23 protein-coding genes are annotated in these 25587 nt (G+C 68.5%); 17 read left to right on the plus strand and 6 right to left on the minus strand.

Annotated features, from left to right (window positions below; genetic code table 11):
- Positions 1-10: 10 nt before the first annotated feature.
- Positions 11-2803 carry a serine/threonine-protein kinase gene (locus tag LVB87_RS04310; protein ID WP_232899684.1) on the plus strand — a complete coding sequence of 931 codons (2793 nt, stop codon included), beginning with the start codon at positions 11-13 and terminating at the stop codon, positions 2801-2803.
- A gap of 7 nt (positions 2804-2810) precedes the next feature.
- On the opposite strand, the gene LVB87_RS04315 is transcribed toward LVB87_RS04310, so the two are convergent.
- Positions 2811-3434 (minus strand): thymidine kinase, encoded by a 624-nt coding sequence (locus LVB87_RS04315; RefSeq protein ID WP_232899685.1) that lies wholly within the window; start codon positions 3432-3434, stop codon positions 2811-2813.
- Positions 3435-3502: 68 nt separating this feature from the next.
- Here LVB87_RS04315 and LVB87_RS04320 point away from each other — a divergent pair, with 68 nt between their 5' ends.
- From LVB87_RS04320 to plsB, 5 genes are all read left to right on the plus strand, one after another.
- Entirely contained in the window at positions 3503-5482 is a 1980-nt protein-coding gene (locus LVB87_RS04320) for a UvrD-helicase domain-containing protein (RefSeq protein WP_232899686.1), read from the plus strand.
- Positions 5475-5978 carry a GNAT family N-acetyltransferase gene (locus LVB87_RS04325; RefSeq protein WP_232899687.1) on the plus strand — a complete coding sequence of 168 codons (504 nt, stop codon included), beginning with the start codon at positions 5475-5477 and terminating at the stop codon, positions 5976-5978. The genes LVB87_RS04320 and LVB87_RS04325 overlap by 8 nt, the downstream gene beginning before the upstream one ends.
- A gap of 60 nt (positions 5979-6038) precedes the next feature.
- The gene (locus tag LVB87_RS04330; RefSeq protein WP_232899688.1) at positions 6039-7004 is read left to right on the plus strand and encodes an HAD family acid phosphatase; all 966 of its coding nucleotides are present in this window, start codon (positions 6039-6041) and stop codon (positions 7002-7004) included.
- Positions 7005-7180: 176 nt separating this feature from the next.
- A complete protein-coding gene (locus tag LVB87_RS04335) occupies positions 7181-8125 on the plus strand; it encodes a hypothetical protein (protein WP_232899689.1) in 945 nt (314 codons plus the stop codon).
- Positions 8125-10938, plus strand: coding sequence for a glycerol-3-phosphate 1-O-acyltransferase PlsB (gene plsB / locus LVB87_RS04340; protein WP_232899690.1), 2814 nt, complete (start codon positions 8125-8127; stop codon positions 10936-10938). The genes LVB87_RS04335 and plsB overlap by 1 nt, the downstream gene beginning before the upstream one ends.
- A 6-nt stretch (positions 10939-10944) precedes the next feature.
- On the opposite strand, the gene LVB87_RS04345 is transcribed toward plsB, so the two are convergent.
- Entirely contained in the window at positions 10945-11127 is a 183-nt protein-coding gene (locus LVB87_RS04345; RefSeq protein ID WP_232900450.1) for a YdcH family protein, read from the minus strand.
- Positions 11128-11232: 105 nt separating this feature from the next.
- Here LVB87_RS04345 and ttcA point away from each other — a divergent pair, with 105 nt between their 5' ends.
- The 4 genes from ttcA to LVB87_RS04365 all read left to right on the plus strand — a co-directional run bounded on the left by ttcA (position 11233) and on the right by LVB87_RS04365 (position 14472).
- Positions 11233-12132 carry a tRNA 2-thiocytidine(32) synthetase TtcA gene (ttcA, locus tag LVB87_RS04350; protein WP_232899691.1) on the plus strand — a complete coding sequence of 300 codons (900 nt, stop codon included), beginning with the start codon at positions 11233-11235 and terminating at the stop codon, positions 12130-12132.
- A 32-nt stretch (positions 12133-12164) separates the two neighbouring features.
- Positions 12165-13070 carry a recombination-associated protein RdgC gene (locus LVB87_RS04355; protein ID WP_232899692.1) on the plus strand — a complete coding sequence of 302 codons (906 nt, stop codon included), beginning with the start codon at positions 12165-12167 and terminating at the stop codon, positions 13068-13070.
- Positions 13071-13118: 48 nt separating this feature from the next.
- A complete protein-coding gene (locus LVB87_RS04360) occupies positions 13119-13907 on the plus strand; it encodes a SprT family zinc-dependent metalloprotease (RefSeq protein WP_232899693.1) in 789 nt (262 codons plus the stop codon).
- 61 nt (positions 13908-13968) lie between these two features.
- Positions 13969-14472 carry a hypothetical protein gene (locus LVB87_RS04365; protein WP_232899694.1) on the plus strand — a complete coding sequence of 168 codons (504 nt, stop codon included), beginning with the start codon at positions 13969-13971 and terminating at the stop codon, positions 14470-14472.
- A 16-nt stretch (positions 14473-14488) separates the two neighbouring features.
- Here the strand turns inward: LVB87_RS04365 and LVB87_RS04370 are convergent, their stop codons facing one another.
- Together LVB87_RS04370 and hemH are read right to left on the minus strand one after the other, a co-directional pair.
- On the minus strand, positions 14489-15334 hold the full coding sequence (locus LVB87_RS04370) for an alpha/beta hydrolase (protein ID WP_232899695.1): 846 nt from the start codon (positions 15332-15334) through the stop codon (positions 14489-14491).
- Positions 15331-16293: a ferrochelatase gene (gene hemH / locus LVB87_RS04375; protein ID WP_232899696.1), complete on the minus strand. Its 963-nt coding sequence runs from the start codon at positions 16291-16293 to the stop codon at positions 15331-15333. The genes LVB87_RS04370 and hemH overlap by 4 nt, the downstream gene beginning before the upstream one ends.
- Positions 16294-16427: 134 nt before the next feature.
- Here hemH and LVB87_RS04380 point away from each other — a divergent pair, with 134 nt between their 5' ends.
- From LVB87_RS04380 to tatC, 4 genes are all read left to right on the plus strand, one after another.
- The gene (locus LVB87_RS04380; RefSeq protein ID WP_343223409.1) at positions 16428-17294 is read left to right on the plus strand and encodes a lipid-binding SYLF domain-containing protein; all 867 of its coding nucleotides are present in this window, start codon (positions 16428-16430) and stop codon (positions 17292-17294) included.
- 117 nt (positions 17295-17411) lie between these two features.
- Complete coding sequence (gene tatA, locus LVB87_RS04385) at positions 17412-17654, plus strand: Sec-independent protein translocase subunit TatA (RefSeq protein ID WP_232899697.1); 243 nt, start codon at positions 17412-17414, stop codon at positions 17652-17654.
- A 25-nt stretch (positions 17655-17679) separates the two neighbouring features.
- Positions 17680-18222, plus strand: a complete 543-nt coding sequence (gene tatB / locus LVB87_RS04390) for a Sec-independent protein translocase protein TatB (protein ID WP_232899698.1) — start codon at positions 17680-17682, stop codon at positions 18220-18222.
- On the plus strand, positions 18209-18967 hold the full coding sequence (gene tatC, locus LVB87_RS04395; RefSeq protein ID WP_232899699.1) for a twin-arginine translocase subunit TatC: 759 nt from the start codon (positions 18209-18211) through the stop codon (positions 18965-18967). Before tatB ends, tatC begins: the two co-directional genes overlap by 14 nt.
- Before the next feature lie 3 nt (positions 18968-18970).
- Here the strand turns inward: tatC and LVB87_RS04400 are convergent, their stop codons facing one another.
- Together LVB87_RS04400 and LVB87_RS04405 are read right to left on the minus strand one after the other, a co-directional pair.
- Positions 18971-19885 (minus strand): DUF2189 domain-containing protein, encoded by a 915-nt coding sequence (locus tag LVB87_RS04400; RefSeq protein ID WP_232899700.1) that lies wholly within the window; start codon positions 19883-19885, stop codon positions 18971-18973.
- 52 nt (positions 19886-19937) lie between these two features.
- Positions 19938-20630, minus strand: coding sequence for a glutamine amidotransferase (locus tag LVB87_RS04405; protein WP_232900452.1), 693 nt, complete (start codon positions 20628-20630; stop codon positions 19938-19940).
- A gap of 173 nt (positions 20631-20803) precedes the next feature.
- On the opposite strand from LVB87_RS04405, the gene glyQ reads away from it, so the two are divergent.
- The 3 genes from glyQ to LVB87_RS04420 are packed head-to-tail and all read left to right on the plus strand — an operon-like array spanning position 20804 to position 25584.
- Positions 20804-21712 carry a glycine--tRNA ligase subunit alpha gene (gene glyQ / locus LVB87_RS04410; RefSeq protein ID WP_232899701.1) on the plus strand — a complete coding sequence of 303 codons (909 nt, stop codon included), beginning with the start codon at positions 20804-20806 and terminating at the stop codon, positions 21710-21712.
- A complete protein-coding gene (gene glyS / locus LVB87_RS04415; RefSeq protein ID WP_232899702.1) occupies positions 21709-23775 on the plus strand; it encodes a glycine--tRNA ligase subunit beta in 2067 nt (688 codons plus the stop codon). Before glyQ ends, glyS begins: the two co-directional genes overlap by 4 nt.
- A gap of 30 nt (positions 23776-23805) precedes the next feature.
- Positions 23806-25584 carry an autotransporter assembly complex family protein gene (locus LVB87_RS04420; protein WP_232899703.1) on the plus strand — a complete coding sequence of 593 codons (1779 nt, stop codon included), beginning with the start codon at positions 23806-23808 and terminating at the stop codon, positions 25582-25584.
- Positions 25585-25587 lie beyond the last annotated feature (3 nt).

Below are 25587 nucleotides of genomic sequence, written 5' to 3' on the forward strand. Positions count from 1 at the left end.
ACTGTCCCCGTTGCTCGATGCTCTATTCGAGCTCGACGAAGACGAGCGCACGCGTAGCCTCGAGTTGATGCGCGAGGAGGATCCGCAGACCGCGGAAGACCTCGAAGCCTTGCTGCGCCTGGAAACCGATCGCGAGGATTTCCTCTCCGAACCGCTCGTCGCACCGCTGCCCGGCCCGCGCCCGGGAGCAGATGTCGGCCCCTATCGCCTTGAACGCATGCTCGGCGAAGGCGGCATGGGCCAGGTGTGGCTGGCCGCGCGCGCCGATGGCCTGTACCAGCGCCGCGTCGCGCTGAAGCTGCTGCGCCCGGGCCTGGTCGATCCGAACCTGCGCCTGCGCTTCACGCGCGAACGCCAGATCCTCGCGCGCCTGGCGCATCCGCACATCGCGCGACTGCTCGATGCAGGCGTGAGCGGCGACCACCAACCGTATCTCGCGCTCGAATACATCGAAGGCGAGCCGATCACCGATTACTGCCGCGCGCGCAAGTTGTCGCTGGAATCGAGGCTGGATCTGTTCCACCAGATCTGCGACGCGGTCTCGCACGCGCACGCCAACCTCATCGTCCACCGCGACCTCAAGCCCTCGAACATCCTGGTCACGCCCGCAGGCGACGTCCGCCTGCTCGACTTCGGCATCGCCAAGCTGATCGACACCGAGGCGGCTTCGCCCGAACAGACGCGCACCGGCGTGCGCGCGTTCACGCTGCACTACGCAGCGCCGGAACAGGTGCGCGGTGAGCCGGTGTCGACGATGACCGATGTGTATTCGCTCGGCGTCGTGCTCTACGAACTGCTCGCCGACGCCAAGCCCTACCGCCTGAAACGGCAGACCGATGCCGAATGGGAAGAGGCGATTCTGCAGGGCGATCCGACGCGACCTTCGCAGGCGCTGCAGCGCCAGGCCGATGCCGGCGACGGCGATTCGGCGATGCTGCGCAGGCGTTCGCGCATCGTGTCGGGCGACCTCGACAACATCGTGCTGAAGGCCCTGGGGAAGAAACCGGAGCAGCGCTATCCCTCGGTCGAGGCGATGTCGCTGGACCTGGAGCGTTATCTCGCGGGCAAGCCCGTGCTGGCGCGACCGCAGAGCGTGGGCTACCGCGTGCGCAAGTATTGCGTGCGACATCGCTGGGCCTTGGCGTCTGGCATCGCGATCACCAGCGTGCTCGGCGCGGCGCTGGCGATCGTCGCGTGGCAGGGGCAGCAGGCCGTGCAGGAAGCCGCCCGCGCGCAGGCGCTGCAGGATTTCGTCATCGGTCTGTTCGAAGGCGCGGGCGCTGCGCCGCGCGACGATGCGATCGACATGCGCTCGCTGCTCGACAACGGCATCGTGCGCGCCAACCGCGAACTGGCGCGACAACCCCTCGCGCGCGCGGAGGTGTTCGGCATCATCGCGCGCCTGCGCCTGGGCCTCGGCGACTACCGCGAAGCGATGTCGCTGCTGGATCGCCAGGCCGCGATCCTGGCCACCTTCGGCGACGATGCACCGCCGAGCCTGCAGCTCGAATCGGCCACGCAACTGGGCCTGGCGCAACGCCAGCTCGACAATCCGCGTGGCTGCATCAACGTCATGCAGCCGATGATGGAGCGCGCGCGGCGCGAGCAGTCGCAGCTCCCCGCCCAGGTCGCCGAGTACTACTCGCAACTCGCGCGCTGCCGCAGCGCGGTCGGCGAGTTCAACACGGCGCGCCAGCTACTCGAATACTCGATGACGATCCGCAAGGACGTACTCGACGACGAACCGGGGCAGGTCGAAAACCTGCTCGACCTGGCCAACGTGGACGCCGACGCGGGCAAGACCGACGCTGCCTTGCGCGGCCTGCGCAACGCACTGGCGCAATTGCAGGTGCGCCTGGGCGAGCGCCACCCGCTCGCGATCCAGGTGCAGCGCCGCATCGGCGCACTGCTGCGCGAACAGGGCCGCCCCGACGAAGCGGCGAAAGCCATCGACGCCGCGCTCAACCTCTCGGTCGAACTGCTCGGCGACCGCCACCCCACGACGCTTGCACTGCATCGCCAACGCGCCGCCGTGTACATGGAGCAGGGTTGGCTGGACGTCGCCGAGCGCGACCTGCGCGCGACGACGCCGCTGTTGATCGAACGCGTCGGCGAGGAACACGTCGACGTGGGCAGCAGCTTCTACACGCTCGGCATGCTCGCGTGGGAGCAAGGACGCATGGAGGAAGCCGAGCGCGAGCTGGGCCAGGCCATCGCCATCTGGCGCTCCACGTCGGCGCGCACGCGCATGGTGCGCGCGATGGCGGACCACGCGGAAGTCCTGCAGGCCCTGGGCCGCAACGAGGAAGCGAACACGGAAATCGAACTGGCGCACCAGCTCGCCGTGGCGCAACTCGGCCTGCGCCATCCGATCACCGCGGACGTCGAACACATCCAGGGCCGCATGCTCGCCTCGGCCGGCGACCACGCCGCTGCGATCGACCGGCTCGAACGCGCCGTCGGCGATGCAAGTTCGGCGCTGGGCGCGAACAACCTGCGCACGCAGGCGATCGAATTGACCCTGGCGCGCGAACTGGCGCGCGACGACGACGTGCGCGCATTCGGCACGATGGAACGGCTCGCGAGCGAGAAGTTCGCCGGCGGCACCGAACCGCGCGACCTGCGCTGGCGCGCGCGCGCCTATCTCGGCGAGGCGCGCTGCCGCGGCCCGGAAACGCTGCGCGCGCGCAGCGAACTCGATGCGCTGTCCGAAGAACTGCACGCCGCCCTCCCGCAGGGCGGGCGCCTGCCGCGCGAAGTCGATGCCATCCGCGCGGCGTGCACGCCGCTCGCGCTGAAGTGACGCAGGCTCAGTCGAGCAGCGAGGGCTGCACCGGCTCGATCGTTCCCTCGCCGCGCATCACCTTCTTGAACTCCGCGCGCGACACAGACACGTAACGGTCGTTGCCGCCGATCTCCACCTGCGGGCCCGCCTGCACGGCGCGTCCCTGCTCGTCCACCCGCACCGTCATCGTCGCCTTCTTGCCGGTGTGGCAGATCGTCTTGATCTCGCTGAGTTCGTCCGCCCATGCCAGCAGGTACTGGCTGCCTTCGAACAGCTCGCCGCGGAAATCCGTGCGCAGCCCGTAACACAGCACCGGGATGCGCAGCTGGTCGACGACTTCGCTGAGCTGCCACACCTGCGCCTTGGAGAGGAACTGCGCCTCGTCCACGAGCACGCAATCCAGCTTACCGTGCGCCTCGATGTCCTCGCGCACGCGGGCTTGAAGGTCGTCGCGGGCGCCGAAGGGCGTCCCCTGCGCCTTGAGGCCGATGCGCGAGGCGACCGTCCCGGCCGCGCCCGCGCGATCGTCCAGCGCGGGCGTGAAAATCATCACGCGCATGCCGCGTTCGCGATAGTTGTGCGCAGACTGCAACAGGGTCGTCGTCTTCCCCGCATTCATCGCCGAATAATAGAAATAGAGCTTGGCCATGCCGCAGATTATGCGGGGCCGGGCGGCTACACTGCGCGGCCCTTCGCGCGACCCCACCGGAGCCCGCCTTGCACGGCCTCAACCCTCCCCAACGCCAGGCCGTGCTGCACGTCGACGGGCCGTTGCTGGTGCTGGCGGGCGCGGGCAGCGGCAAGACGCGCGTGATCGTGGAAAAGATCGCGCACCTGGTCGCCTCCGGCCGCATGCCGGCGCGTCGCATCGCTGCGATCACCTTCACCAACAAGTCCGCGCGCGAGATGAAGGAGCGCGTGGCCAAGCGCCTGAAGGGCGACGCCGGCGAAGGCCTCACGATCTGCACCTTCCACGCCCTCGGCCTGAAGATGTTGCAGATCGAGCACGCGAAGATCGGCTTGCGCCGCGGGTTTTCGATCTTCGACTCGGACGACAGCAACGCGCAGATCAAGGACCTCCTGCCGCCGGGCAGCAAGCCCGACGCGATCGACGCGGCGCGCAACCTCATCTCGCGCGCGAAGAACGCGTGCCTGTCGCCCGAGCAAGCCGCCGAAGCGGCGCAGAGCATCCGCGAGCGCGAAGCCGCCGCCCTGTACGCGCGCTACCAGCAGCGCCTGTCCGCATTCAACGCCGTCGACTTCGACGACCTCATCCGCCTGCCCGTGCACCTGTTGGAAGCCGACGAGGAAGCCGTGGCCGCCTGGCGCGAGCGCATCGGCTACCTCCTCGTCGACGAGTGCCAGGACACCAACGACGCGCAGTACCGGCTGCTCAAGGCGCTGGCAGGCCCGCGCGGCGATTTCACCTGCGTGGGCGACGACGACCAGTCCATCTACGCATGGCGCGGCGCGAACCCCGACAACCTGTTGTCGCTGGGCACGGACTACCCCGCGCTGAAGATCGTCAAGCTCGAACAGAACTACCGCTGCAGCAATCGCGTGCTGCGCGCGGCGAATGCGCTGATCGCGCACAACCCGCACGAGCATCCCAAGACGCTGTGGAGCGACCAGGCCGACGGCGAGCGCATCCGCGTGTGGGAATGCCGCGACGGCGCGCACGAGGCGGAGAAGGTCGCCGACCAGATCCACTTCCTCAACCAGTCGCGCGGCGCGCCGTGGAGCGACTTCTGCATCCTGTTCCGCGGCAACCACCAGTCGCGGCCGCTGGAAAAGGCGATGCAGTTGTTGCGCGTGCCTTACCACCTCAGCGGCGGCACGGCGTTCCTGGACCGCGGCGAAGTGAAGGATGCGATGGCGTGGTTGCGCTGCATCGCCAATCCCGATGACGACGCGGCCTTCCTGCGCGCGGTGCAGTCGCCCAAGCGCGAAGTGGGCGCGACGACGCTGGCCAAGCTGGCGGAGCTGGCGCAGCACGCGCATCTGTCGCTGTCGCGCGCGGCCACGTCGGTGGGCCTGCTCAAGCAGTTGCCCGCGCGCAGCGCGAATGCGTTGCAGGGTTTCGCCGACCTGTTGCAGGGCCTGCGTGGCGATGCCGCGCGCATGCCGCCCGCCGAACTGGTGCGCAAGCTCAATGAACGCTCCGGCCTGCTCGCGATGGTGCGCGCGCAGTGCAAGGACGAAGCGACGTTCCAGCGCCGCCGCCAGAACCTCGACGAACTCGCGGACTGGTTCGACGGCCCGAAGACCTCCGGCCCCGGCGAACTCGCCGCGGCGCTTGCGCTGCTTTCGCACGCCGACAAGGGCGATGCCGGCAACCAGGTCCGCCTGATGAGCCTGCATGCGGCGAAGGGCCTGGAGTTCCGTTACGTCTTCATCGTCGGCGTGGAGGACGGCAACCTGCCGCACGAAGCGTCGCTGGAGGAAGGGCGACTGGATGAAGAACGTCGCCTGATGTACGTGGGCATCACGCGCGCGAAGGAACAACTCTGGCTGTCGCATTCGCGCGAAGCGCAGCGCTGGGGCGAGAGGCAACGCCTGTTGCCGAGCCGCTTCCTCGACGAGCTGCCGTCGGACGAACTGCAGCGCGATGGCGCCGACCCGGTGGCCGATGCCGCGCAGAAGCAGGAACGCGCGAGCGCAGGCTTCGCCGCGATCCGCGCATTGCTCGATGCATAGCGCGTCGCTGCGCGTGCGCGACATCGCGGACGCGGATGCCGCGGCCATCCTCGCGCTGAACCTCGAATCCGAGGAGGTGCTCAGCCCGATGGACGCCGCCCGCTACGCGCAATTGCGCGCGCAGGCGGTGTACGGGCGCGTGCTCGAGGAAGACGGCACGGCGATCGCCTTCCTCCTCGCCTTCCGCGAAGGCACGGCGTACGACAGTCCCAACTACCGGTGGTTCGATGCGACTTGCGACGCCTTCCTCTACGTCGATCGCATCGTCGTCGCCGCTACGCACCAGGGCCATGGGCTCGGCGCGCTGCTGTACGAAGACCTGTTCGCGTTCGCGCGGTCCAGCGGCGTGCCGCGCGTGACCTGCGAATTCGACATCGAGCCGCCGAACGAACCCTCGCGGCGATTTCATGCGCGCTTCGGTTTCCGCGAAGTCGGTACGCAGGTGCTCGGCGACGGCAAGAAGCGCGTGTCGCTGCAGAGTGTCGAGCTCGGCTGACACGCCTGCGCCATCGCAGCTTCGCTAAACTCGCCGGCCCTGACCCGCCGGACCCGACTCATGCGTTTCGTTCCCCAGGCTGCCCTCTCCGCTGCCGTGTTGTTGGCACTTGCCGGTTGCGTGACGACGTCGGAGTCCGGCATGTCGGCGGCGGCCGAAGCCGATGCCGCGGCGGCCGACAAAACGCCCTGGACGCCGACGCCCAGGGTGAAAACGCCGACGCATGCACCGGCCACCGCGCAGGCCGAGCCGCCCGCCGACGATTCGCTCAACGCCACCGTCTGGTACCAGCGTGCGGCCGAACGCGACCTGGTGTATCGCACGGTGTATCGCGGTGCGTCGTATCGCTTGGAGGCCGCGCTGAAGGACAAGCATTGGGATGCGCTGCCGAAGGAAGACCGCAGCGGCGATGCCTCGCGCCTTGCGCCCGCGATCATCGTCGACGTCGACGAAACGGTGCTCGACAACGCACCCAGCCAGGTGCGCGCGATCCGCGAACAGCGCGGCTTCAACGAGGCGGCGTGGGGCCAGTGGGTCTCCGAGCGCAAGGCGAAGCCCTTGCCGGGCGCCGTCGAATTCCTGACGAGCGCGGCGAAGCAGGGCGTCACCGTTTTCTACATCACCAATCGCGATGCGAGCCTCACCGCCGACACCATCGCGAACCTGCGCCAGGCGGGCTTCCCGGTCGCGAAGGACGACCAGGTGCTCGGGCTCGGCACGGTCGTCGATGGCTGCGAGCAGGAAGGCTCGGAGAAGTCCTGCCGCCGCCAGCTCGTGGGTCGCACGCACCGGGTGCTGATGCAGTTCGGCGACCAGGTCGGGGATTTCGTGCAGATCCTCGCCAACACGCCCGAAGGTCGCGCGCAGGCCGTCGCGCCCTACACGACGTGGATCGGCGAGCGGTGGTTCGTGCTGCCGAACCCGATGTACGGGTCCTGGGAGCCGGCACTGTTCAACAACGACTGGCGCCAGCCGGCCGGCGCGCGGCGCGCGCAGAAGATCCAGGCGCTTGACGACGCCAAGTAATTCAATGGCTTGCGAGGCAACATTTCAGGTGTTGCCTCAACTACGGCCGCTGGGCTAGCCTGCACGCATCCGGCCTGCGCCGGAGCCATGCCACAACCGATGTCTTCCGGCCCTGCCGGACTTGAAGGAGGCCTCGCGCCTCCTTTTTCTTTGGCTGGTTGGGCGATGATCCGCGCATGCCGCTCACAACCCGCCCGGCCCCCGTTGTCCGCCTCACGCTCGCCGGCGCCTTGGCTTGCGCCACATTGCTCGCCGCCTGCCAGCGCAGCGCACCTGCGGTGCCCGGCGGCGACCGCCCGACGCAGGCCGTGCTCGAACTCGCGCAACGCCTGCGCAGCAACGACGCCAAGGGCTTCGCGACGGTCGCGGTGCCACCGGACCTGCATGCGCGCCTCGAGACCGCCTGGCGCACCGGACGCAGCCGTTGGCCGTTGGATGAACTGCCCCTGGAAGATCGCCTGCCCGCGATGCTCGCCGCGCTGTCCGCCGACGATGCGCGCACGAGCCTGCAGAAGACCTTCGACCATCAGTTCGCCAACGCGGGCGAGGACCTGCGTTCGGCCGCGACCTCGCTCGGCGTGTTCGGCGTCGAATACATCCGCAAGGAAGGCCATTACAGCGCCGCCGAGCGCGATCACTACACGCAGTCGGTCGCAGCCATGAGCCGCTGGGCCGCGAACGCGCCGCTGTCGGATCCGCGTCGTGCGCGCGGCGCGATCGCCCTGCTGACCACCGCGGCACGGCGCACGGGGATCGCCTCCGCCGACGACCTCGCCAACCTGGGGCTCGACGAATCGCTGGAGCGCCTCGGGCCCTTCCTCGCCGCGAGCAAGCAGGTCTTCGCCTCCTACGGCCTGGACCTGGATGCGACCCTCGGCGGCCTGCAGGCCACGCTGGTGCAGCAGACCGGCGACGTCGCCACCGTCCGCTTGCGCTACACGCTGGGCACGCAGGTCGTGGACACCATGCTGGAGGTCCAGCGCATTGATGGCCGCTGGTACCTGGAGGATTACCTGCGCAATGCCGAGGCCTCGCTGGACGGCCCGGGCGCGCGTGCGCAGAGCGCCCCGGCGGCTGTTTCGGCAAGCCCATCGGCCGGTAACGGGGCAGCTTCGCCATAATGGCGGCGATGCCGAACCAACCGACCCTCCCGCTTTTCGACGACGAACCCTCCAAGCCTGCCGCGTCGCAGGCCGAAGGCGCGCCGACCGCGCCGCCCGGAAACGGCGACACGCCGGAGCTTCCGTCGAATCCCATGCCGTCGAACCCGACGCCGGAAGACCCCTCGGCCGCGCACGACGCGCCGGAGCTTCCGCTCGAACTCCCGCCGCCGCCCGGCTCGCAAGGCACGCGCGGACCGTCCAATGCGGTGGGCGCACGTCCGCCGCTGTGGGCGCGCCTGATGGGCAAGCTGCTCGAGCCGTGGATCGAGATCGAACTCGAACCGAAGACGCCCGCCGAATTCGCCGACGGCCGCCCCGTCTGCTACGTGCTCGAAGACTACGGCCTGTCGAACGCACTGATCCTGGAACGCGCGTGTCGCGAAGCCGGGCTGCCGTCGCCGCTGCAACCGATGCCGGGCGATCCGCTGGGTCGCAAGCGCGCCTACGTCGCGCTCTCGCGTCGCAACGCCAACACGCTGAAGGTGCTCGGGCTCACGCCGGGGCCCGAACACAAGACGCACTCCGGTTCGCTCGCGCGCCTGCTGCAGGCGCATCGCGAAGACCCCGAACTCGACGTGCAACTCGTGCCCGTCTCGATCTTCGTCGGCCGCGCGCCGGACAAGCACAGTGGCTGGTTCTCGGTGCTGTTCTCCGAAAACTGGACGATTGTCGGCCGTTTCCGCCGCCTGCTCGCGATCCTGCTCAACGGGCGCTCGACGACCGTGCAGTTCGCCCCGCCGGTCTCGGTGCGCGCCTCGGTCGACGAAGGCCTGGAACCGCAACGCACCGTGCGCAAGCTCTCGCGCGTGCTGCGTGCGCATTTCCGCCGCATTCGCGCCGCGATCATCGGGCCCGACCTGTCGACGCGCCGCCTGCTCGCCGACCAGGTGCTCTCCGCCGATTCGGTGAAGGAAGCCATCGCCGACCAGGCGCGCCGCGAGAACTCCAAGGATCCGGAGAAGGGCAAGGCCGAAGCGTGGAAGAAGGCGCACGCCTACATCTACGAAATCGCGGCCGACTACTCGCATCCGGTCGTGCGTTCGGTGAGCTTCATGCTCACCACGGTGTGGAACCGCATCTACCGCGGCGTGCTCGTGCACCACCTGGACACGCTCAAGCAGAACGCGCCCGGCCATGAAGTCGTCTATGTGCCCTGCCATCGCAGCCACATGGATTACCTGTTGCTCAGCTACCTGCTCTACACCAAGGGCATCGTGCCGCCGCACATCGCCGCGGGCATCAACCTCAACCTGCCGGTGATCGGGTCGCTGCTGCGTCGCGGCGGTGCGTTCTTCCTGCGCCGCAGCTTCCGCGGCAACGCGCTGTATTCGGCGGTGTTCACCGAGTACGTCTCGCAGCTGGTCGCCGGCGGCTACTCGCTCGAGTACTTCATCGAAGGCGGGCGCTCGCGCACGGGCCGCCTGCTGCCGCCGAAGGGCGGCATGGTCGCGATGACGGTGCGCGCGTTCCTGCGCCAGCCCACGCGCCCGGTGCTGTTCCAGCCCGTCTACATCGGCTACGAAAAGCTGCTCGAAGGCGACAGCTACCTCGACGAGCTGATCGGCAAGCCGAAGCAGAAGGAATCGATCTGGCAGCTGCTCATGAGCATCCCGCGGGTGCTGCGCAGCAATTACGGTCAGGTCGTGGTGAATTTCGGCGAGCCCATCCGCCTCAACGACATGCTCGCCGAACACGCGCCGGCGTGGGACGGCTCGCCGCTGGACGAAGACGATCGCCCGGATTGGTTGTCCGACACGGTGGACGCCACCGCGCAGCGCATCCAGGTCAACATCAACCGCGCCGCGGACGTGAACCCGATCAACCTGCTCGCGATGGCGCTGTTGTCCACGCCGAAGCACGCGATGGGCGAGGCCGACCTGCAGGCGCAGATCACGCTGGCCAAGACGCTGCTCTCCGACGTGCCGTATTCCGATCGCGTGACCGTCACGCCGCATACGCCGGAGCAGATCATCGCGCACGGCGAAGAAATCCAGATGCTCTCGCGCACCAAGCACCCGCTCGGCGACGTGCTGAGCGTGGACGACGACACCGCGGGCCTGCTCAGTTACTACCGCAACAACGTGCTGCACCTGTTCACCGCTTCGGCGTGGATCGCGGTGTGCTTCCTGCACAACCGGCGCCTGTCGCGCGTGCAGTTGCAGCGCCTGGGCCGCACGGTCTATCCGTTCCTGAAGGGCGAGCTGTTCCTGCCGTGGGACGAGGCCGGCTTCTCCGAACGCATCGAACGCACGATCGAGGTGTTCATCCGCGAAGGCCTGATCACCCAGGTCAACGAAGACGAAGGCGGCATGCTCGCGCGCAGCGGCGGCCAGACCGACGAGGTGTTCCGCCTGCGTGCCATCGGCCATTCGCTGCAGCAGGCCTTCGAGCGCTATTACATCGCGATTTCGGTGCTGGTGAAGAACGGCGCGGGCACGCTGTCGTCGGGTGAATTGGAGAGCCTGTGCCAGCTCGCCGCGCAGCGCCTGTCGCTGCTGTACGCACCGGCCGCGCCGGAATTCTTCGACCGCACGCTGTTCCGCGGCTTCATCCAGAAGCTGCGCGAGATGCGGATGGTGTGGCCGAACGAAGCCGGCAAGCTGATGTTCGACGAACGCCTGGACGCGTGGGCGAAGGACGCGCGCATCATCCTGGGCCGCGAGCTGCGCCATACGATCGAGAAGGTGAGCCCGGAAGCGGCGAAGCCGAAGTCGATGGCCGTACCGTTGCCGCCGCCGGAAGAAATGCCGCCCCCGCCGCCGGAGGCGTGAGGGGGCTTACGCCGGTTCGTCGGGGATCAGCGCCGATTCGAGCTTCGCGATGCAGTCCTTGAGCTGCAGGCGGCGCTTCTTCAGGCGCTTGATCGTGAGTTCGTCGGTCTCGGCGTCCAGCTGCAGCCGTTCGATGGCGGCGTCGAGGTCGCGGTGCTCGAGCTTGAGCTCGATCACGCGCTGGGAGATGCGGGCGAGTTCGCCGGGTTCGGTCGGCTGGTTCACGCGCCGAGCTTAGCGCGGACGGGCCGGGCCGCGTTGCTAGAATGCGTGTCCGCACGCGTTTTTCCGACCATGTCGACCATTGCCCCCCTGCCCCTGCTCGAGCCCCAGCCGCGCGCACGCCGCCGCGAGCACGAGCGGCTGCGCCTGGCCAAGCGCCTGCGCCACCAGGTGGGGCGCGCGATCGCCGATTTCGGGATGATCGAAGAAGGCGACAAGGTGATGGTGTGCCTGTCCGGCGGCAAGGACAGCTACACGATGCTCGACATCCTCCTGCAGCTGCGGGAGAAGGCGCCGGTCTCCTTCGAACTGCACGCGGTCAACCTGGACCAGAAGCAGCCGAACTTCCCGGAGCACGTGCTGCCCGATTACCTGAAGTCGCTCGGCGTGCCGTACACGATCCTGGAGCAGGACACCTATTCGGTGGTCAAGCGCGTCGTGCCGGAAGGCAAGACGATGTGCTCGCTGTGCTCGCGCCTGCGCCGCGGCGCGCTGTACTCGCACGCCGAAGCCGAAGGTTTCACGAAGATCGCGCTCGGCCACCATCGCGACGACCTGGTCGCCACGTTCTTCCTGAACATGTTCTTCCACGCCAAGCTCAGTGGCATGCCACCGAAGCTGCGATCGGACGACGGCAAGCACGTGGTGATCCGCCCGCTGGCCTACGTGCGCGAGGCCGACATCACCGAATATGCGATGGCGCGCGAATTCCCCATCATCCCGTGCACGCTGTGCGGCTCGCAGGAAAACCTGCAGCGCAAGCAGGTGGCGCGCATGATGGCGGAGTGGGAGAAGGAATCCCCCGGCCGCATCGAGAGCATTGCGCGTGCGCTCGGCGACGTGCGGCCTTCGCAGCTCAGCGACCCGACGCTGTTCGATTTCCTCACGCTCGGCGCGCGGACCGACGGCCCGCTGCCGGATGCGCATGCGTGGTTGGCGGGAACGCCGCACGAACCCGGCGACGACGAGTAAACTCGGCGCCCAACTTAGGTCCTGCATTCCGAATGTTCTTTCGCAACCTGACGCTGTTCCGCTTCCCCACCTCGCTCGACCTGTCCGAAATCGAATCCCGCCTCGCCGAATGCGCGCTCAAGCCCGTCGGTGCGCTGGAGCTGTCTTCGCGCGGCTTCATCTCGCCCTTCGGCCGCGACGGCGAATCGCTCTCGCACAAGATCTCCGATGCGATCTGGCTGAGCGTGGGCAGCGAAGAGAAGATCCTGCCGGGCGCGGTGGTGAACGACCTGCTTTCGCGCAAGCTCGAGGAAATCGAGCGCAAGGAAGGCCGCAAGCCGGGCGGACGCGCGCGCAAGCGGCTCAAGGAAGACCTGGTGCACGAACTGCTGCCGCGCGCCTTCGTGCGCCCGGGCCGCACCGATGCGCTGCTGGACCTGTCGCATGGCCTGTGCGTGGTCGACTCGTCCTCGCGCAAGGCCGCTGAAAACGTGGTGAGCGAGATCCGCCACGCGCTCGGCAGCTTCCCGGCGCTGCCGGTGAATGCAGAAGTCGCGCCGCGCAGCATCCTCACCGGCTGGGTCGCGGGCGAACCGCTGCCCGAAGGCCTGTCGATCGGCGACGAATGCGAGCTCAAGGACGCCGCCGACAAGGGCGCGGTGGTGAAATGCCAGCGCCAGGAGTTGCAGAGCGACGAGATCGCCAAGCACCTGGAGTCCGGCAAGCAGGTGACGCGCCTGGCCCTCACGTTGGACGACCACGTCTCCTTCGTGCTCGGCGAAGACCTGGTGGTGCGCAAGTTCAAGCTGCTGGAAGGCGCGGTCGATGCGATGGAATCGACCGAGCGCGACGATGTGCGCGCCGAACTCGACGCACGCTTCGCCCTCATGGCGGGCGAGGCCAAGCGGCTGTTCAACGTGCTGGAACCGGCGTTGAAGATTTCGCGCGTGGAAGAATGACGCAGCCCAAGCGAATTTCACGCGCCCGCTCGTTCTAGAATCCGTCGCATGCCGAATCCGCTCCGTCGCCTGCTGGCGCCGCGCACGCCCGTTTTCGAACGCGACGTGACCTCGCTCGTGCTCCACGACGGCCGCCAGATCGACATCCAGCGCGTGCGCAATCCGCGTGCGCGCCGCCTTCGACTCTCCGTCGACGAGCGCGGCGCGCGCCTGACGCTGCCGCCGCGCGCGAGCCTGGTCTCCGGGGAACGCTTCCTCGCCGAACATCGCGAATGGCTCGCGGACCAGCTCGAGCGCTACACGCTGGTCGGATTGCCGACGCTGCAGCGCGACGTCACCACGGCAATACCGCTGCGCGGTGCCTTCGTGCCCCTGCGCTGGAGCGAAGGGCGCTTCGCCTCGCTCGCACTGGACGCCGAATCGGGGGACGCCGTGTTCCGCCTCCCCGCGCGCGCCGGCGATGCCGCCATGCGCCGCGCGCTGCGCGATTTCTACGAAACCCAGGCGCGCGGCGACATCGCGCGCTGGTTGCCGCACTACCTGCCGTCGCTGCCGCGCCCGCCGCGTCGCGTGCAGTTCAAGGTGATGTCCTCGCAATGGGGCTCACTGGCGCCGAATGGCGTGGTCGGCCTGGACCTCGCACTCGTGCTCGCGCGGCCCTCGGCGTTCGAGTACGTGCTGGTGCATGAGCTGTGCCACCTCGTGCATGCGGATCACTCGCGCGCGTTCTGGCGCGAAGTCGAAATGCGTTTCCCAAGCTGGCGCGAGGAACGCGATTACTTCCATGCGGACGGGCGACGCCTGAAAGCGACGTTGCGAGGCTTGCTGTCGGGCTGAACCGCTTGTCCGGTGGCCGTCGTGCGCAACGTTTTCCTTCCCACTCAACCGGGAAAAGACGATGCGCAACTCTCAACTCCTGGCGGCTGCCGCCATCGCACTGACGCTCGCCGCGTGCGGAAAATCGATGGGCGAACGCGCGGCCGAAGCCGCGATCGAAGCCAGCACCGGCAAGAAGGCCGAGGTCGATGCCAAGAACGGCGAGGTCAAGTTCCAGACCGACAAGGGCGAGATGAAGATCACCGCCGGCGATACGGCGACCTTGCCCGCAACCTTCCCGAAGGACGTCTACCTGCCCGAGCACTACGCCGTGAAGAGCGCGATGGAAATGCCGGGCGCGATGGTGCTCCAGGTCGAAGCCCCAGGCGCCGTCGGTACCTTGGCGGCCGAAGCCGGCAAGCGCATGCAGGCGGAAGGGTGGAAGCAGACCGTCGCGATGTCGCAGACCGCGGAATCGCAGGTGATCGTGTACGAAAAGGACAAGCGCAGCGCGACACTCTCGTTCAACGACAACGCCGGCAAGGGCGTGACGCTCGGGGTGCAGGTCGCGACGAACCAGCAGTAACGCAGTCGACGAAATCTCAGTCGACGAAGAACGTGCCGATCGCCTGCGCCACCGCGCGCGGGTCTTCCATGTGCAGGTGGTGGCCGCCGGGCATCACCACCACGTCTCCGCGCGTCAAAGCGCTGGCGCGTTCGCGGCGCAGCGCGTCGGGCAGGTAGGGCTGCGCCGGATCGGCGAAGAGCACGCGCACGGGGCATTCGATGTGCGCGATCAGGTCGCGCACCTGGCCTTCGGTCATGCGCAGGGGCGTGGCGACGGTCAGGCGCGGATCGCTGCTCCATTCGAAACCGCCGGGCACCGCGCGCGTTCCGCGTTCGACGAGCAGGCGCGCGACGGGCTCGCTCAGGCCGTTGGCCTGCATGCGGGCGCGGATGGCGGTGTCGCGGTCGGGGAAGACGCGCAGCGATTTGCCCGCAAGCGCGCGACGCGCGGCCACGGCTTCGCGCAGGCGGTCGGCGGTGCGGTCTTCGCGGTCGGCCAGCGCGCCGAGGGCTTCGATGGAGAGGAAGCGCGCGACGCGCTCGGGCGCCGCAGCGGAGAGGATGGTGCCGATCGCCGCGCCCATCGAATGCCCGAGCACGGCGAATCGTTCCCATCCCAACGCATCCGCCGCATCGAGCACGGTGTGCACGGTGCCCGCGAGCGAATACTCCGCGCCGACCGGCAGGTGCGGGCTGGTGCCGTGGCCCGGCAGATCGAGTGCGACGAGGTCGATGCCCTGCAGGTGTTCCGCGAGCGGGATCCAGCTCGCGGCGTTGTCGAGCCAACCGTGCAGCGCGAGGACGGGCGTGCCGGTGCCGCCCCGCAGGCCGGTGAGTCGGCCGTAGGGCGTGTCGATCGTGGTCTCGCGCAGCGTGTTCATGCGGGCATCGCTTCGGTCGCGAGTGCGGCGAGGGCGTCGGCGTGCGCGGGCGCATCATTGAGGCAGGGGATGTAGCGCAGCGCCTGGCCACCGGCCGCGGTGAACACCTGCGCGTTCTGGATCGCGATTTCTTCGAGCGTTTCCAGGCAGTCGACCGCGAAGCCCGGGCAGACCACGTCGACCTTGCGCACGCCATTGCGCGCGAGTTCGCCGAGGACGTTCACGGTGGCGGGTTCCAGCCACTGCTCCTTGCCGAAGCGCGACTGGTACGTGAGCCGGTAGTCGCCGGGCTTCAGCGCGAGTGCCTCGGCGATCGCAGCCACGCCGGCCTCGCATTGCGCGGCATAGGGATCGCCCGCATCGACCAGGCGTTGCGGCAGGCCATGGAAGGAGAAGACGAGCGTGTCGCCACGCCCGTTCGCGGCCCAGTGCGCGCGGATCGAGTCGGCGATGGCCTGCACCCAGCGCGGATCGCGGTGGTAGTCGTGGACGCTGTGCGTGGGCATGTTGCGCGTGCGCCGCACGAGGTCCTCGACCGAGGCGGTGGTGGTCGTCGAATACTGCGGATACAGCGGCAGCACGATCACGCGGCCGACGCGGTCGGCGCGCAGCGCAGCGAAGACGTCCGGGATCGAAGGCGCGCCGTAGCGCATGGCATGCACCACGCGTGCCTGCGGCATGCGCTGCTGCACGGCCTGCGCGAGGCGGCGCGTGTGCACGGCGAGCGGCGACCCTTCGTCCATCCAGATCTCGGCGTACTTGCGCGCCACGCGACGGCTGCGCAGCGGCAGGATCACCAGGTGCAGCAGCGGTCCCCACAGCCAGCGCGGGAGCGACACCACGCGGGGGTCCATCAGGAATTCGCCGAGGTAGCGGCGCACCGCGCGCGGCGTCGGCGCCGAAGGCGTGCCGAGGTTGACGAGGACGACGGCGGTCTCGGGTGTCTTCGGTGCGGTCATAGGCAATAGGATGTCACGGTGTGACCGGTTCGCTCGCGATTCATCGCGCGACGAACAGACTGAACCCTTGCTGGCTTGTGTTGTCCTTGTTGCGCTTCCTGCGTTGCCCCCCAGCCCCGATCGTGGAGTCCGCCATGCCTCTGCCTGCCCGCCGCACGCTCTCCGCCACCCTGGCGGTCCTCCTGCTCGCTTCCAGCCTGCACGCCGTCGCCGGTGATCGCGAAGACGACCGCGCCCGCAACGCGGTGCGCGTGCTCACCGACATCCAGGCCATTCCCGAAAGCGCGATCCCCGACAAGCTGCTCGATGAAGCGCGCGCGGTCGTGATCGTCCCCGACACCATCAAGGCCGGCCTGGTCATCGGTGGCCGCCGCGGCCATGGTCTGTTGTCGGTGAAAAATGCCGACGGCACCTGGTCCAACCCGACCTTCGTGAGCCTGACCGGCGGCAGCGTCGGCTTCCAGGCCGGCGTGCAGTCGGCGGACGTGGTGCTGGTGTTCCGCAGCGACCGCGGGCTGGAGTCGATCGTCAACGGCAAGTTCACCCTGGGCGCCGATGCGGGCGTCGCGGCCGGCCCGCTGGGCCGCAATGCATCGACGGCGACCGACGGCGAGTTCAAGGCCGAGATCTGGTCGTGGTCGCGCGCGCGCGGCCTGTTCGCGGGCGTCGCACTGGATGGTGCGGTGCTGTCGATCGACGACGCCGCCAACCAATCCGTCTACGGCGAGGGCACCACGCCGCGCATGATCTTCGAAGGCCGCGCGCGCCAGATGCCGTCTGCCGCGATCGTCTCCTTCCGCGACCAGCTGGAAGAAGCCACCGCGATGGCGCGCGCAAACCGCGGCACGGGCCCCACCGTCGCGCAGGCCGGGCCGGCCCCGGTCGCGCCGTCCGGCACGATGCCCGCCACGGCGGCCACCACCACGGTCACTGCATCGCAGCCGGTCGTTCCGGCCGACGATGCACCGGCCCGCACCGAGTCGCTGCCGCCCACACCCTGATGGGTCGCGTGCCCCGCGCACGCCCCTCGACCGCCCGGGATGCGCGTTCATCTTCGGGCGGTTCTCACACACTCTGCGCTATCCTTTCTCTCCCCTTTCCCCACGAGGCATGCCCACATGGGTGGTTTCAGTCTGTGGCACTGGCTCATCGTGCTGGTGATCGTGATCCTGGTTTTCGGCACCAAGCGCCTCGGTAGCGTCGGCAAGGACCTCGGCGAAGCGGTGAAGGGCTTCAAGAAAGGCATGACCGACGAGGAAGACAAGCCGGCCGGCCGCCTGCCCGATGCGAACCGCGAACAGGCCGACCAACGCGAGCGCGAGCGCCGCGAGCAAGACCAGACCAACGAACCGCCGCGCTGAGGCGGGCTAGGCTCGGGCATCGGCGATGTTCGACATCGGTTTCAGTGAGCTGCTGGTCATCGCGGTCGTTGCGCTGATCGTGCTCGGACCCGAGCGCCTGCCGAAGGCGGCGCGCTTCGCAGGCCTGTGGGTGCGCAAGGCGCGCGCGCAGTGGTATGCGGTGAAGTCCGAATTCGAGCGCGACCTGGCGGCCGAGGAACTGCAGCGCAGCCTGCGCGAAACGCGCGAATCGCTGCGCCAGGCGGAAGAACAGTTGCGCGGTGGCGCGGCGGCGTTCCAGCAACGCCTCGAACAGGGCTTCGATGAAGTGAAGACCGCAGCGACGGCATTGCCGGCCGCTGCAGAATCGCAAGCGTCAGAGGCACAGGGCGAGGCGAACGCCGACAAGGCGCCGGCCTTCGCCGAAGAAGAGGAGCGTCCGATGGGCTCCACGCTCGAGATCGACGACATCGGGCCGCCGCCGGCGGATGAAGACGACGATGGGTTCGATGTCGACGTCGTCCACGACGAACACGAAGACGCCCCCCACCCGCGCAAGCCCGCCGACGACGCCCATGCAGGACGCTGACACCGCGCCGCCCAGCCGCCTGGTCGACCATCTGCTCGAACTGCGTTCGCGCCTGTTGCGCGCGGTCGTGGGCCTGATCGTCGTGTTCGCGGCGCTGATGCCCTTCGCCGACCGGCTCTACAACCGCCTCGCGGCGCCCCTGATCAGCAAGCTGCCGGAAGGCGGGCACATGATCGCGGTGGATCCGGCCGGCGGTTTCTTCGTGCCGGTGAAGCTCGCGTTCTTCGCGGCGCTGTTCCTGTCCGCGCCGTGGTTGCTGTTCCAGGCGTGGTCGTTCGTCGCGCCGGGGTTGTACGCGAAAGAGAAGAAACTCGCGCTGCCGCTGCTCGTCTCGGCGGTGCTGCTGTTCTACGCGGGCTGCGCGTTCGCGTACTTCCTCGTGTTGCCCGCGGTGTTCGGCTTCCTCACGCGCTTCACGCCCGAAGTCGTCCAGATGATGCCGGACCTCGGGAAATACGTGGACTTCGTGCTCGTGATCTTCCTCGCCTTCGGCGCGAGTTTCGAACTGCCGATCGCGCTGGTCATCCTGTGCCTGCTGGGCTGGGTGACGCCGAAGCAGCTGAGCGAATGGCGCGGCTATGCGATCGTCGGCATCTTCGTGGTGGCGGCGATCATCACGCCGCCGGATGTCGTCTCGCAGATGATGCTCGCCGTGCCGATGATGGTGCTCTACGAGCTGGGCATCATCGCCGCGCGCATGGTGGCGCCGAAGAAAACCGACGACGCCCCCACGGCGGACGCGTAAGCCTCAGGCTTCGATGCCGCCGAACGACGGCGGCGGTTGCGTGCCGGGTGCGTCGAACGTATCGCGCCACGCGAGGTAGGCGCCGCCCGCCAGCACGACCATCAGCGCCGCGCCGAAGCCGAGCAGGACCACCATCGACAGCAGGGCGCCGATGGACGCGTGCACGAGGTTGCCGACCAGGCCCGCGAGCCAGGCCAGCAACAGCGCGATGAGCGCCGCGAACAAAGTCCCCATGACGAACAGGCCGGCCGCGAGCAGGTTCGCGCCCACGTTGCGCACCGATGCGCCCAGGCTCGCGACCACTGCTTCGACGATCGAGGCGCGCGAGAACATCACCAGCGGCACCGACAGCAGCATGATGGCGTAGGTGAAGTAGTTGAAGACCAACTGCACCAGGAACAGCAGCCCCTGGTGTCGCAGGTGCGGGAACTCCGGCGTCACGCCGGCCATCATCTGCTTCATGGCCGCCATGTATTCGCTCCAGTAACTCGGCCCGGCGATCGCGGTCACCAGCAGCAGGCCGACGACGCCGAACGCGATCTGCAGCAATCCCAGCGCCGCGAGTCCCTTCGCCTGGCCGTTGCGGAAGGGCGCGAACAGATCGAGCGCGCGCACGGGCCGGCCCGATTCGGCCTCGCGGATGACGTGCATGAGCCCGCCGATCAGGATCGGCATCAGCACCATCACTGCGATGTAGAGCGGCGTGCCCACCATGATCGCCTTCGCCGGTGTGGGCTCGGCGTCGCCGCTGACGAACAACGAGGCCAGCATCATCGCCAACACGAGCATCAGCCCCTGCAGCACTACGATGAACAACAGCGCCGCGCCGAACACGGCCTTCGGGTTGCGCCCGCCGAGATCGACGGCGGCGCGGAACCAGGCCAGGCCCTGCGAGAGGGGGAGCTTGCGGACTTGCATTGACGACTCCGGGGGGAGAGCGGGGAAGAATGCCGGGTAATGCGGGGCACGCTCAGGCGTGCGGTGCGGTGCGTCCGTGGAGCTGGCGTGCGTGGCGCACGAAGCGGCGCAGGATGCGGCGCGCGTGTGGCGCGGCGGTGACGCTGCGGCTCACCTGTTTCGCGCAACGGCCTTCCTTCGCCAGCGCATCGTGGCGCGCACGGACGTAACCGCGCATGTGCGTGCTGCTGAACTCCGGGTGGAACTGCACGCCCCACACGTGATCGCGCCACCGGAAAGCATGCACCGCGTCCTGCGACGAGCGCGCGAGCACGGTGGCGCCGTCGGGCGTGCGCAACACCGACTGCAGGTGCGTGGCCTGCGCGGGGAATTGCGCGGGCAGGCCGGTGAACAGCGGGTCGTGCTCGGCGTGCGGGTGCAGTTCCAGGTCGATGGTGCCCATCTCGCGGCCGGTCGGGTTGTAGCCGACCTCGCCGCCGAGCGCGTGCGCGATGAGCTGGTGGCCGTAGCAGATGCCGAACAGCGGCACGCCCGCCAACGCGGCCTCGCGCAGCCAGGCGGCGCTGCGTTCGCTCCACTCGAGGCGGTCGGTGACCATCGCGCCGGACCCGGTGACGATCACGCCGGCGAAGCCTTCGCTCGGCGGCAGTGCATCGCCGCGTTCGACATTCGCCACCACGGCCTCGTCGCGCTCCAGGCCCGCGGCGACGCGGATCCAGTGGGGAAACGAGCCGTGCCGCCGCATCGACGCGACCGGCTGGCCGGTTTCGAGGATCAGGAAGGGGTGGTCGAAGTCGGAGTCGTTCAAGGCCGGGGGTCGCCGCGAAAATCAGGTAAAAACGACAGTCGCACCTATACTAGCCCGCTTTTCCGAGCGCGCCCCCGGCGCTCCCGCTCAAGCGCAGAGAATCCCGACGCATGTCCGGTCCCATTACCTTCCAGGCCCTCATCCAACGCCTCAACGCCTATTGGGCGGAACAGGGTTGCGTGCTCATCCAGCCCCTCGACCTGGAGGTCGGTGCCGGCACCTTCCACCCGGCCACCTTCCTGCGCGCGCTGGGCCCCGAGCCGTGGAATGCCGCTTACGTGCAGCCCTGCCGCCGTCCCGCCGACGGCCGCTACGGCGAGAACCCCAATCGCCTGCAGCGCTACTACCAGTACCAGGTGGTGATGAAGCCGAACCCGCCGAACATCCAGGAGCTTTACCTGGGCTCGCTGGTCGCGCTCGGCCTGGACCCGCTGGTGCACGACCTGCGCTTCGTCGAGGACAACTGGGAATCGCCGACGCTCGGCGCCTGGGGCCTGGGCTGGGAGGTCTGGCTCAACGGCATGGAAGTCACGCAGTTCACCTATTTCCAGCAGGCCGGCGGGCTGGAATGCCGCCCGGTGCTCGGCGAGATCACCTACGGCCTCGAGCGACTGGCGATGTACCTGCAGAACGTCGACAACGTGTTCGACCTGGTGTGGACCACCGGCCCGCAGGGCACGGTGTATTACCGCGACGTGTACCACCAGAACGAAGTCGAACAGTCGGCCTACAACTTCGAACATGCTGATGTCGCCGAGCTGTTCCATCGCTTCGATGCCTGCGAAGCCGAGGCGATGAAGCTCGTCGAACTCGGCCTGCCGCTGCCGGCCTACGACCAGGTCTGCAAGGCGTCGCATGCGTTCAACCTGCTGGATGCGCGCCGCGCGATCGGCGTGACCGAGCGCCAGCGTTACATCCTGCGCGTGCGCAAGCTCTCGCAGTCGGTGGCGGAGGCGTACTTCGCGCAGCGCGAGAAACTGGGCTTCCCCGGTCTGAAGTCGTCGGCGGAGGTCGCATGAGCATGGAACCGCTGCTGATCGAACTCGGCACCGAGGAACTGCCGGTCAAGGCGCTGCCGGGCCTGGCGCAGGCCTTGTTCGACAACGTCATCGACGGCCTCGCCCGCCGCGGCATCGCCTTCGAACGCGGTGAAGCCAAGCCGTTGTATTCGCCGCGCCGCCTCGCGGTGTTGCTGCCTGGCGTCGCCGCCGAGCAGGACGAGCAGCGCAGCGAAGTGCTCGGCCCGTACCTCAACGTCGCGCTCGATGCCGATGGGCAGCCCACGCGTGCGCTGCAGGGTTTCGCGCAAAAGGCCGGCGTGGAATGGAGCGCGCTCGAGCGCACGAGCGACGCGAAGGGCGAGCGCTTCGTCCACCGCGCGGTGAAGCCGGGCGCGAACACCGCCTCGCTGCTGCCGGAGATCCTGCGCGAAGCGATCGCCGCGATGCCGATCCCCAAGCCCATGCGTTGGGGCGCGCGCGAGGATGCGTTCGCACGCCCGGTGCACTGGCTCGTGCTGCTGCTCGGCGACCACGTGGTCGAAGCCGAGGTGCTGGGCACGCGCGCCGGTCGCAATTCGCGCGGCCATCGCTTCATGCACGACAAGCCAGTGTGGATCAACGCGCCGCGCGATTACGTCGACGCGCTGCGCGGCGCGAAGGTGCTGGTGGATGCGGACGAACGCCGCAGCGCCGTGGTGCGCGAAGTCGAACAGGCCGCAACGAAGGCCGGTGGCGTGGCGCGCATCGCCGAAGACAACCTCGAGCAGGTGAACTGCCTGGTCGAGTGGCCGAGCGCGGTGTCCTGCGACTTCGAGGAGGAATTCCTCGCGGTGCCGCAGGAAGCGCTGGTCGCGACGATGGAAGACAACCAGAAGTTCTTCCCGGTGCTCGATGGCGAAGGACGCCTGACGCGCCATTTCGTCGGCGTGGCCAACATCGTCTCCAAGGATGTCGCCGAAGTCCGCAAGGGCTACGAGCGCGTGATCCGCCCGCGCTTCGCCGACGCGAAGTTCTTCTTCGTGGAAGACATGAAGCAAGGCCTGGCTTCGATGCGCGAAGGCCTGCGCGGCGTGACCTACCAGGCGAAGCTGGGCACGCTCGCCGACAAGGTGTCGCGCGTGGCGTCGCTGGCCGAAGCGATCGCGGGCGAGGTGGGCGTGGACCCCGCGCTCGCGCGCCGCGCCGCCGAATTGTCGAAGGCCGACCTGCAATCGCGCCTGGTCAACGAATTCCCCGAACTGCAGGGCATCGCCGGGCGTTACTACGCCGCAGTCGAAGGCGAACCGGTCGACGTCGCCAATGCGATCGACGAGGCCTACATGCCCCGCTTCGCGGGCGACGCCGTCGCACCGTCGAAGCTTGGCCAGGTGCTCGCCATCGCCGAACGCCTCGACACGCTGGCCGGCGGTTTCGCCGCAGGCTTGAAGCCGACCGGCAACAAGGACGCCTTCGCACTGCGCCGCAACGCCTTGGGCCTGGCGCGCACGATCATCGAACGCGGCCTCGACCTCGACCTGCCGCGCACGCTCGAGCGCGCACGCGAGAACCTCGGCGCCATCGGTGCGCAGGTGCAGGCCAACGAGTTGTACGACTTCATCGTCGATCGCCTGCGTGCCTATTACGCCGACGTTCCGCCGCAGCAGTTCGAAGCCGTCGCCGCGCTGCGCCCCGCATCGCTGCTCGATTTCGATCGCCGCCTGAAGGCGATCGGCACCTTCGCGACCTTGCCGGAAGCCGAAGCCCTCGCCGCCGCCAACAAGCGCATTCGCAACATCCTGCGCAAAGCGGAGGGTGAAGTGCCGGGCCGCGTGGATGCGGCGCGCTTCACCGAAGCGGCCGAGCGCGACCTTGGCGATGCGGTGGACGCGGCCATCGTCGACTCCGATGCGTCGCTGGCGTCGCGCGATTACGTCGCGGTGCTCGGTCGCCTCGCACGCCTGCGCCCGCAGGTGGACGCGTTCTTCGACCAGGTGATGGTGAACGTCGAGGACCCCGCGGTGCGCGGCAATCGCCTCGCGCTGCTGCAGCGCCTGGCCGATCGGCTGGGCAGTGTCGCCGCCATCGAGCATCTCTCTACATAACGTCGAAGCGGGGAAGGTATCCTCGGGCGCATGCGTCCGGTCCTCCCCCGCCCGGCTTTCCGCAGTGCCTGCCTCGCCGCCCTGATCCTCGCGGCGGCGCCCGCGTGGGCGGCCAAGGTGGCGGACGTGCAGGTGCGCGGGCTGAAGAACCCGGCGATGACGGAAAACGTGCGCCAGTCGCTGTCGATCGTCGATGCGATCGGGCGCGATGTCTCCGGCCGTCGCCTCGCGTATCTCGTGCGCGAGGCCGAAGCGGAAACCCGCGAGGCGCTGGAACCCTTCGGCTATTACTCGCCGACCATCAAGGTGGAACGCACGCGCGTGCCGGATGCGCCGGTCACGGTCACCGTCGATGTGACCCTGGGCGATCCCGTGCGCGTGCGCGCCTTCGACGTGGGCATCGATGGTGAGGGCGCCAGCGATCGCTACCTCCGCCAGGAGATCGACGCGTTCCAGCCCACCAAGGGCGGCGTGCTGGATCACGTGGTCTATGAAGCATCGAAGGCGCGCATCACGCGGCGCCTCGCGGAGCGCGGTTACTTCGATGCCGATTTCACCGCGCGGCGGGTCGAAGTCACGCGCGCGGATTACGCCGCGGACATCTCGCTGCGCTGGGACAGCGGCATGCGCTACGACATGGGCGAGATCGCGTTCACGCAGACACCCAAGCGCATCGTGCGCGACAGCCTGCTGCAGAAGCTCGTGTACTGGAAGCCGGGCGAGTACTACCACCAGGGCCGACTGGATCGCTTGCGCAAGTCGCTCGTGTCGCTGGATTACTTCTCGCGCATCGAAATCGAGCCGCATCCGGAGAAAGCGGTCGACGGCCAGGTGCCGGTGGACGTCACGCTCACGCCCGCCAAGCGCGACATCTACACGGCCGGCCTGAGCTACGGCACCGACAGCGGCGCCGGCGTGCGCCTGGGTCTGGAACGGCGGTACGTGAACGACCGCGGCCACAAGTTCCTCGCGCAGATCGACTACGCGCAGTACCGGAGCACCGCGACGGTGCAGTACCGCATTCCCGCGTTCCGCTGGCTCGACGGTTGGTATACGGCGAGCCTGCAGGCGGCGGACGAGCAAACCGACTTCGCCGATACGCGCCGACTGGAACTCGTGGGCAGCCGCAGCGGCGAGATCAACCGCTATCTCACCGCCGTGGTCTCGCTGCATCTGTTGCGCGAGCGTTGGCGTTTCCTCGAACCCGGGCAGCCCGTGCCGGAGTACGACTACGCTTCGATGTTCTATCCGGCGATCAGCGCCGAATACATCGACGCCGACGATCGCCTGTATCCGCGCCGCGCATTTGGCGCGACGCTGCTCGTGCGCGGCGCCGTCGAAAGCCTCGGATCGAACGCCACGTTTGCGCAGATCCATGCGACCACGCGCTGGATCCGCGCGCTGGGCCCGGACAATCGCCTGCTCCTGCGCGGCGAGCTGGGGCACACGTTCACCAACGCGCTCACCGACATGCCGCTGAGCCTGCGCTTCTTCGCTGGCGGTGATCGCAGCGTGCGCGGTTACGGGTGGCGCGAGATCGGGCCGCGCGTCGGCGACTTCGCGGAGGGCGCGAAGAACGTGGTGACAGGCAGCGTGGAGTTCGAACACTATTTCACGAAGCAGTACGGCGCGGCGGTGTTCGTTGATGCCGGCGATGCGTTCGACACCTCGCCGAACATCCATTACGGCGTCGGCATCGGTGCGCGCTGGCGCTCGCCGGTGGGGCCGGTGCGCATCGACGTGGCGCGCGGCCTCACGGGCGCCGACGCAGGCTGGACCGTCAACCTCAACATCGGTGCGGACCTGTGAGGG

It is taken from the genome of Lysobacter sp. KIS68-7, assembly GCF_021284745.1.
GTDB lineage: Bacteria > Pseudomonadota > Gammaproteobacteria > Xanthomonadales > Xanthomonadaceae > Noviluteimonas.

What these genes read in the sequence shown, in the direction of transcription:
- tatC (WP_232899699.1), top strand. Translation starts at nt 18,209, where the DNA reads ATGCAGGACGCTGACACCGCGCCGCCCAGCCGCCTGGTCGACCATCTG.
- LVB87_RS04405 (WP_232900452.1), bottom strand. Translation starts at nt 20,630, where the DNA reads ATGCGGCGGCACGGCTCGTTTCCCCACTGGATCCGCGTCGCCGCGGGC.
- tatA (WP_232899697.1), top strand. Translation starts at nt 17,412, where the DNA reads ATGGGTGGTTTCAGTCTGTGGCACTGGCTCATCGTGCTGGTGATCGTG.
- LVB87_RS04420 (WP_232899703.1), top strand. Translation starts at nt 23,806, where the DNA reads ATGCGTCCGGTCCTCCCCCGCCCGGCTTTCCGCAGTGCCTGCCTCGCC.
- hemH (WP_232899696.1), bottom strand. Translation starts at nt 16,293, where the DNA reads ATGACCGCACCGAAGACACCCGAGACCGCCGTCGTCCTCGTCAACCTC.
- LVB87_RS04330 (WP_232899688.1), top strand. Translation starts at nt 6,039, where the DNA reads ATGCGTTTCGTTCCCCAGGCTGCCCTCTCCGCTGCCGTGTTGTTGGCA.
- LVB87_RS04370 (WP_232899695.1), bottom strand. Translation starts at nt 15,334, where the DNA reads ATGAACACGCTGCGCGAGACCACGATCGACACGCCCTACGGCCGACTC.
- LVB87_RS04325 (WP_232899687.1), top strand. Translation starts at nt 5,475, where the DNA reads ATGCATAGCGCGTCGCTGCGCGTGCGCGACATCGCGGACGCGGATGCC.
- plsB (WP_232899690.1), top strand. Translation starts at nt 8,125, where the DNA reads ATGGCGGCGATGCCGAACCAACCGACCCTCCCGCTTTTCGACGACGAA.
- ttcA (WP_232899691.1), top strand. Translation starts at nt 11,233, where the DNA reads ATGTCGACCATTGCCCCCCTGCCCCTGCTCGAGCCCCAGCCGCGCGCA.
- LVB87_RS04315 (WP_232899685.1), bottom strand. Translation starts at nt 3,434, where the DNA reads ATGGCCAAGCTCTATTTCTATTATTCGGCGATGAATGCGGGGAAGACG.
- glyQ (WP_232899701.1), top strand. Translation starts at nt 20,804, where the DNA reads ATGTCCGGTCCCATTACCTTCCAGGCCCTCATCCAACGCCTCAACGCC.
- tatB (WP_232899698.1), top strand. Translation starts at nt 17,680, where the DNA reads ATGTTCGACATCGGTTTCAGTGAGCTGCTGGTCATCGCGGTCGTTGCG.
- LVB87_RS04335 (WP_232899689.1), top strand. Translation starts at nt 7,181, where the DNA reads ATGCCGCTCACAACCCGCCCGGCCCCCGTTGTCCGCCTCACGCTCGCC.
- glyS (WP_232899702.1), top strand. Translation starts at nt 21,709, where the DNA reads ATGAGCATGGAACCGCTGCTGATCGAACTCGGCACCGAGGAACTGCCG.
- LVB87_RS04360 (WP_232899693.1), top strand. Translation starts at nt 13,119, where the DNA reads ATGCCGAATCCGCTCCGTCGCCTGCTGGCGCCGCGCACGCCCGTTTTC.
- LVB87_RS04355 (WP_232899692.1), top strand. Translation starts at nt 12,165, where the DNA reads ATGTTCTTTCGCAACCTGACGCTGTTCCGCTTCCCCACCTCGCTCGAC.
- LVB87_RS04400 (WP_232899700.1), bottom strand. Translation starts at nt 19,885, where the DNA reads ATGCAAGTCCGCAAGCTCCCCCTCTCGCAGGGCCTGGCCTGGTTCCGC.
- LVB87_RS04365 (WP_232899694.1), top strand. Translation starts at nt 13,969, where the DNA reads ATGCGCAACTCTCAACTCCTGGCGGCTGCCGCCATCGCACTGACGCTC.
- LVB87_RS04380 (WP_343223409.1), top strand. Translation starts at nt 16,428, where the DNA reads ATGCCTCTGCCTGCCCGCCGCACGCTCTCCGCCACCCTGGCGGTCCTC.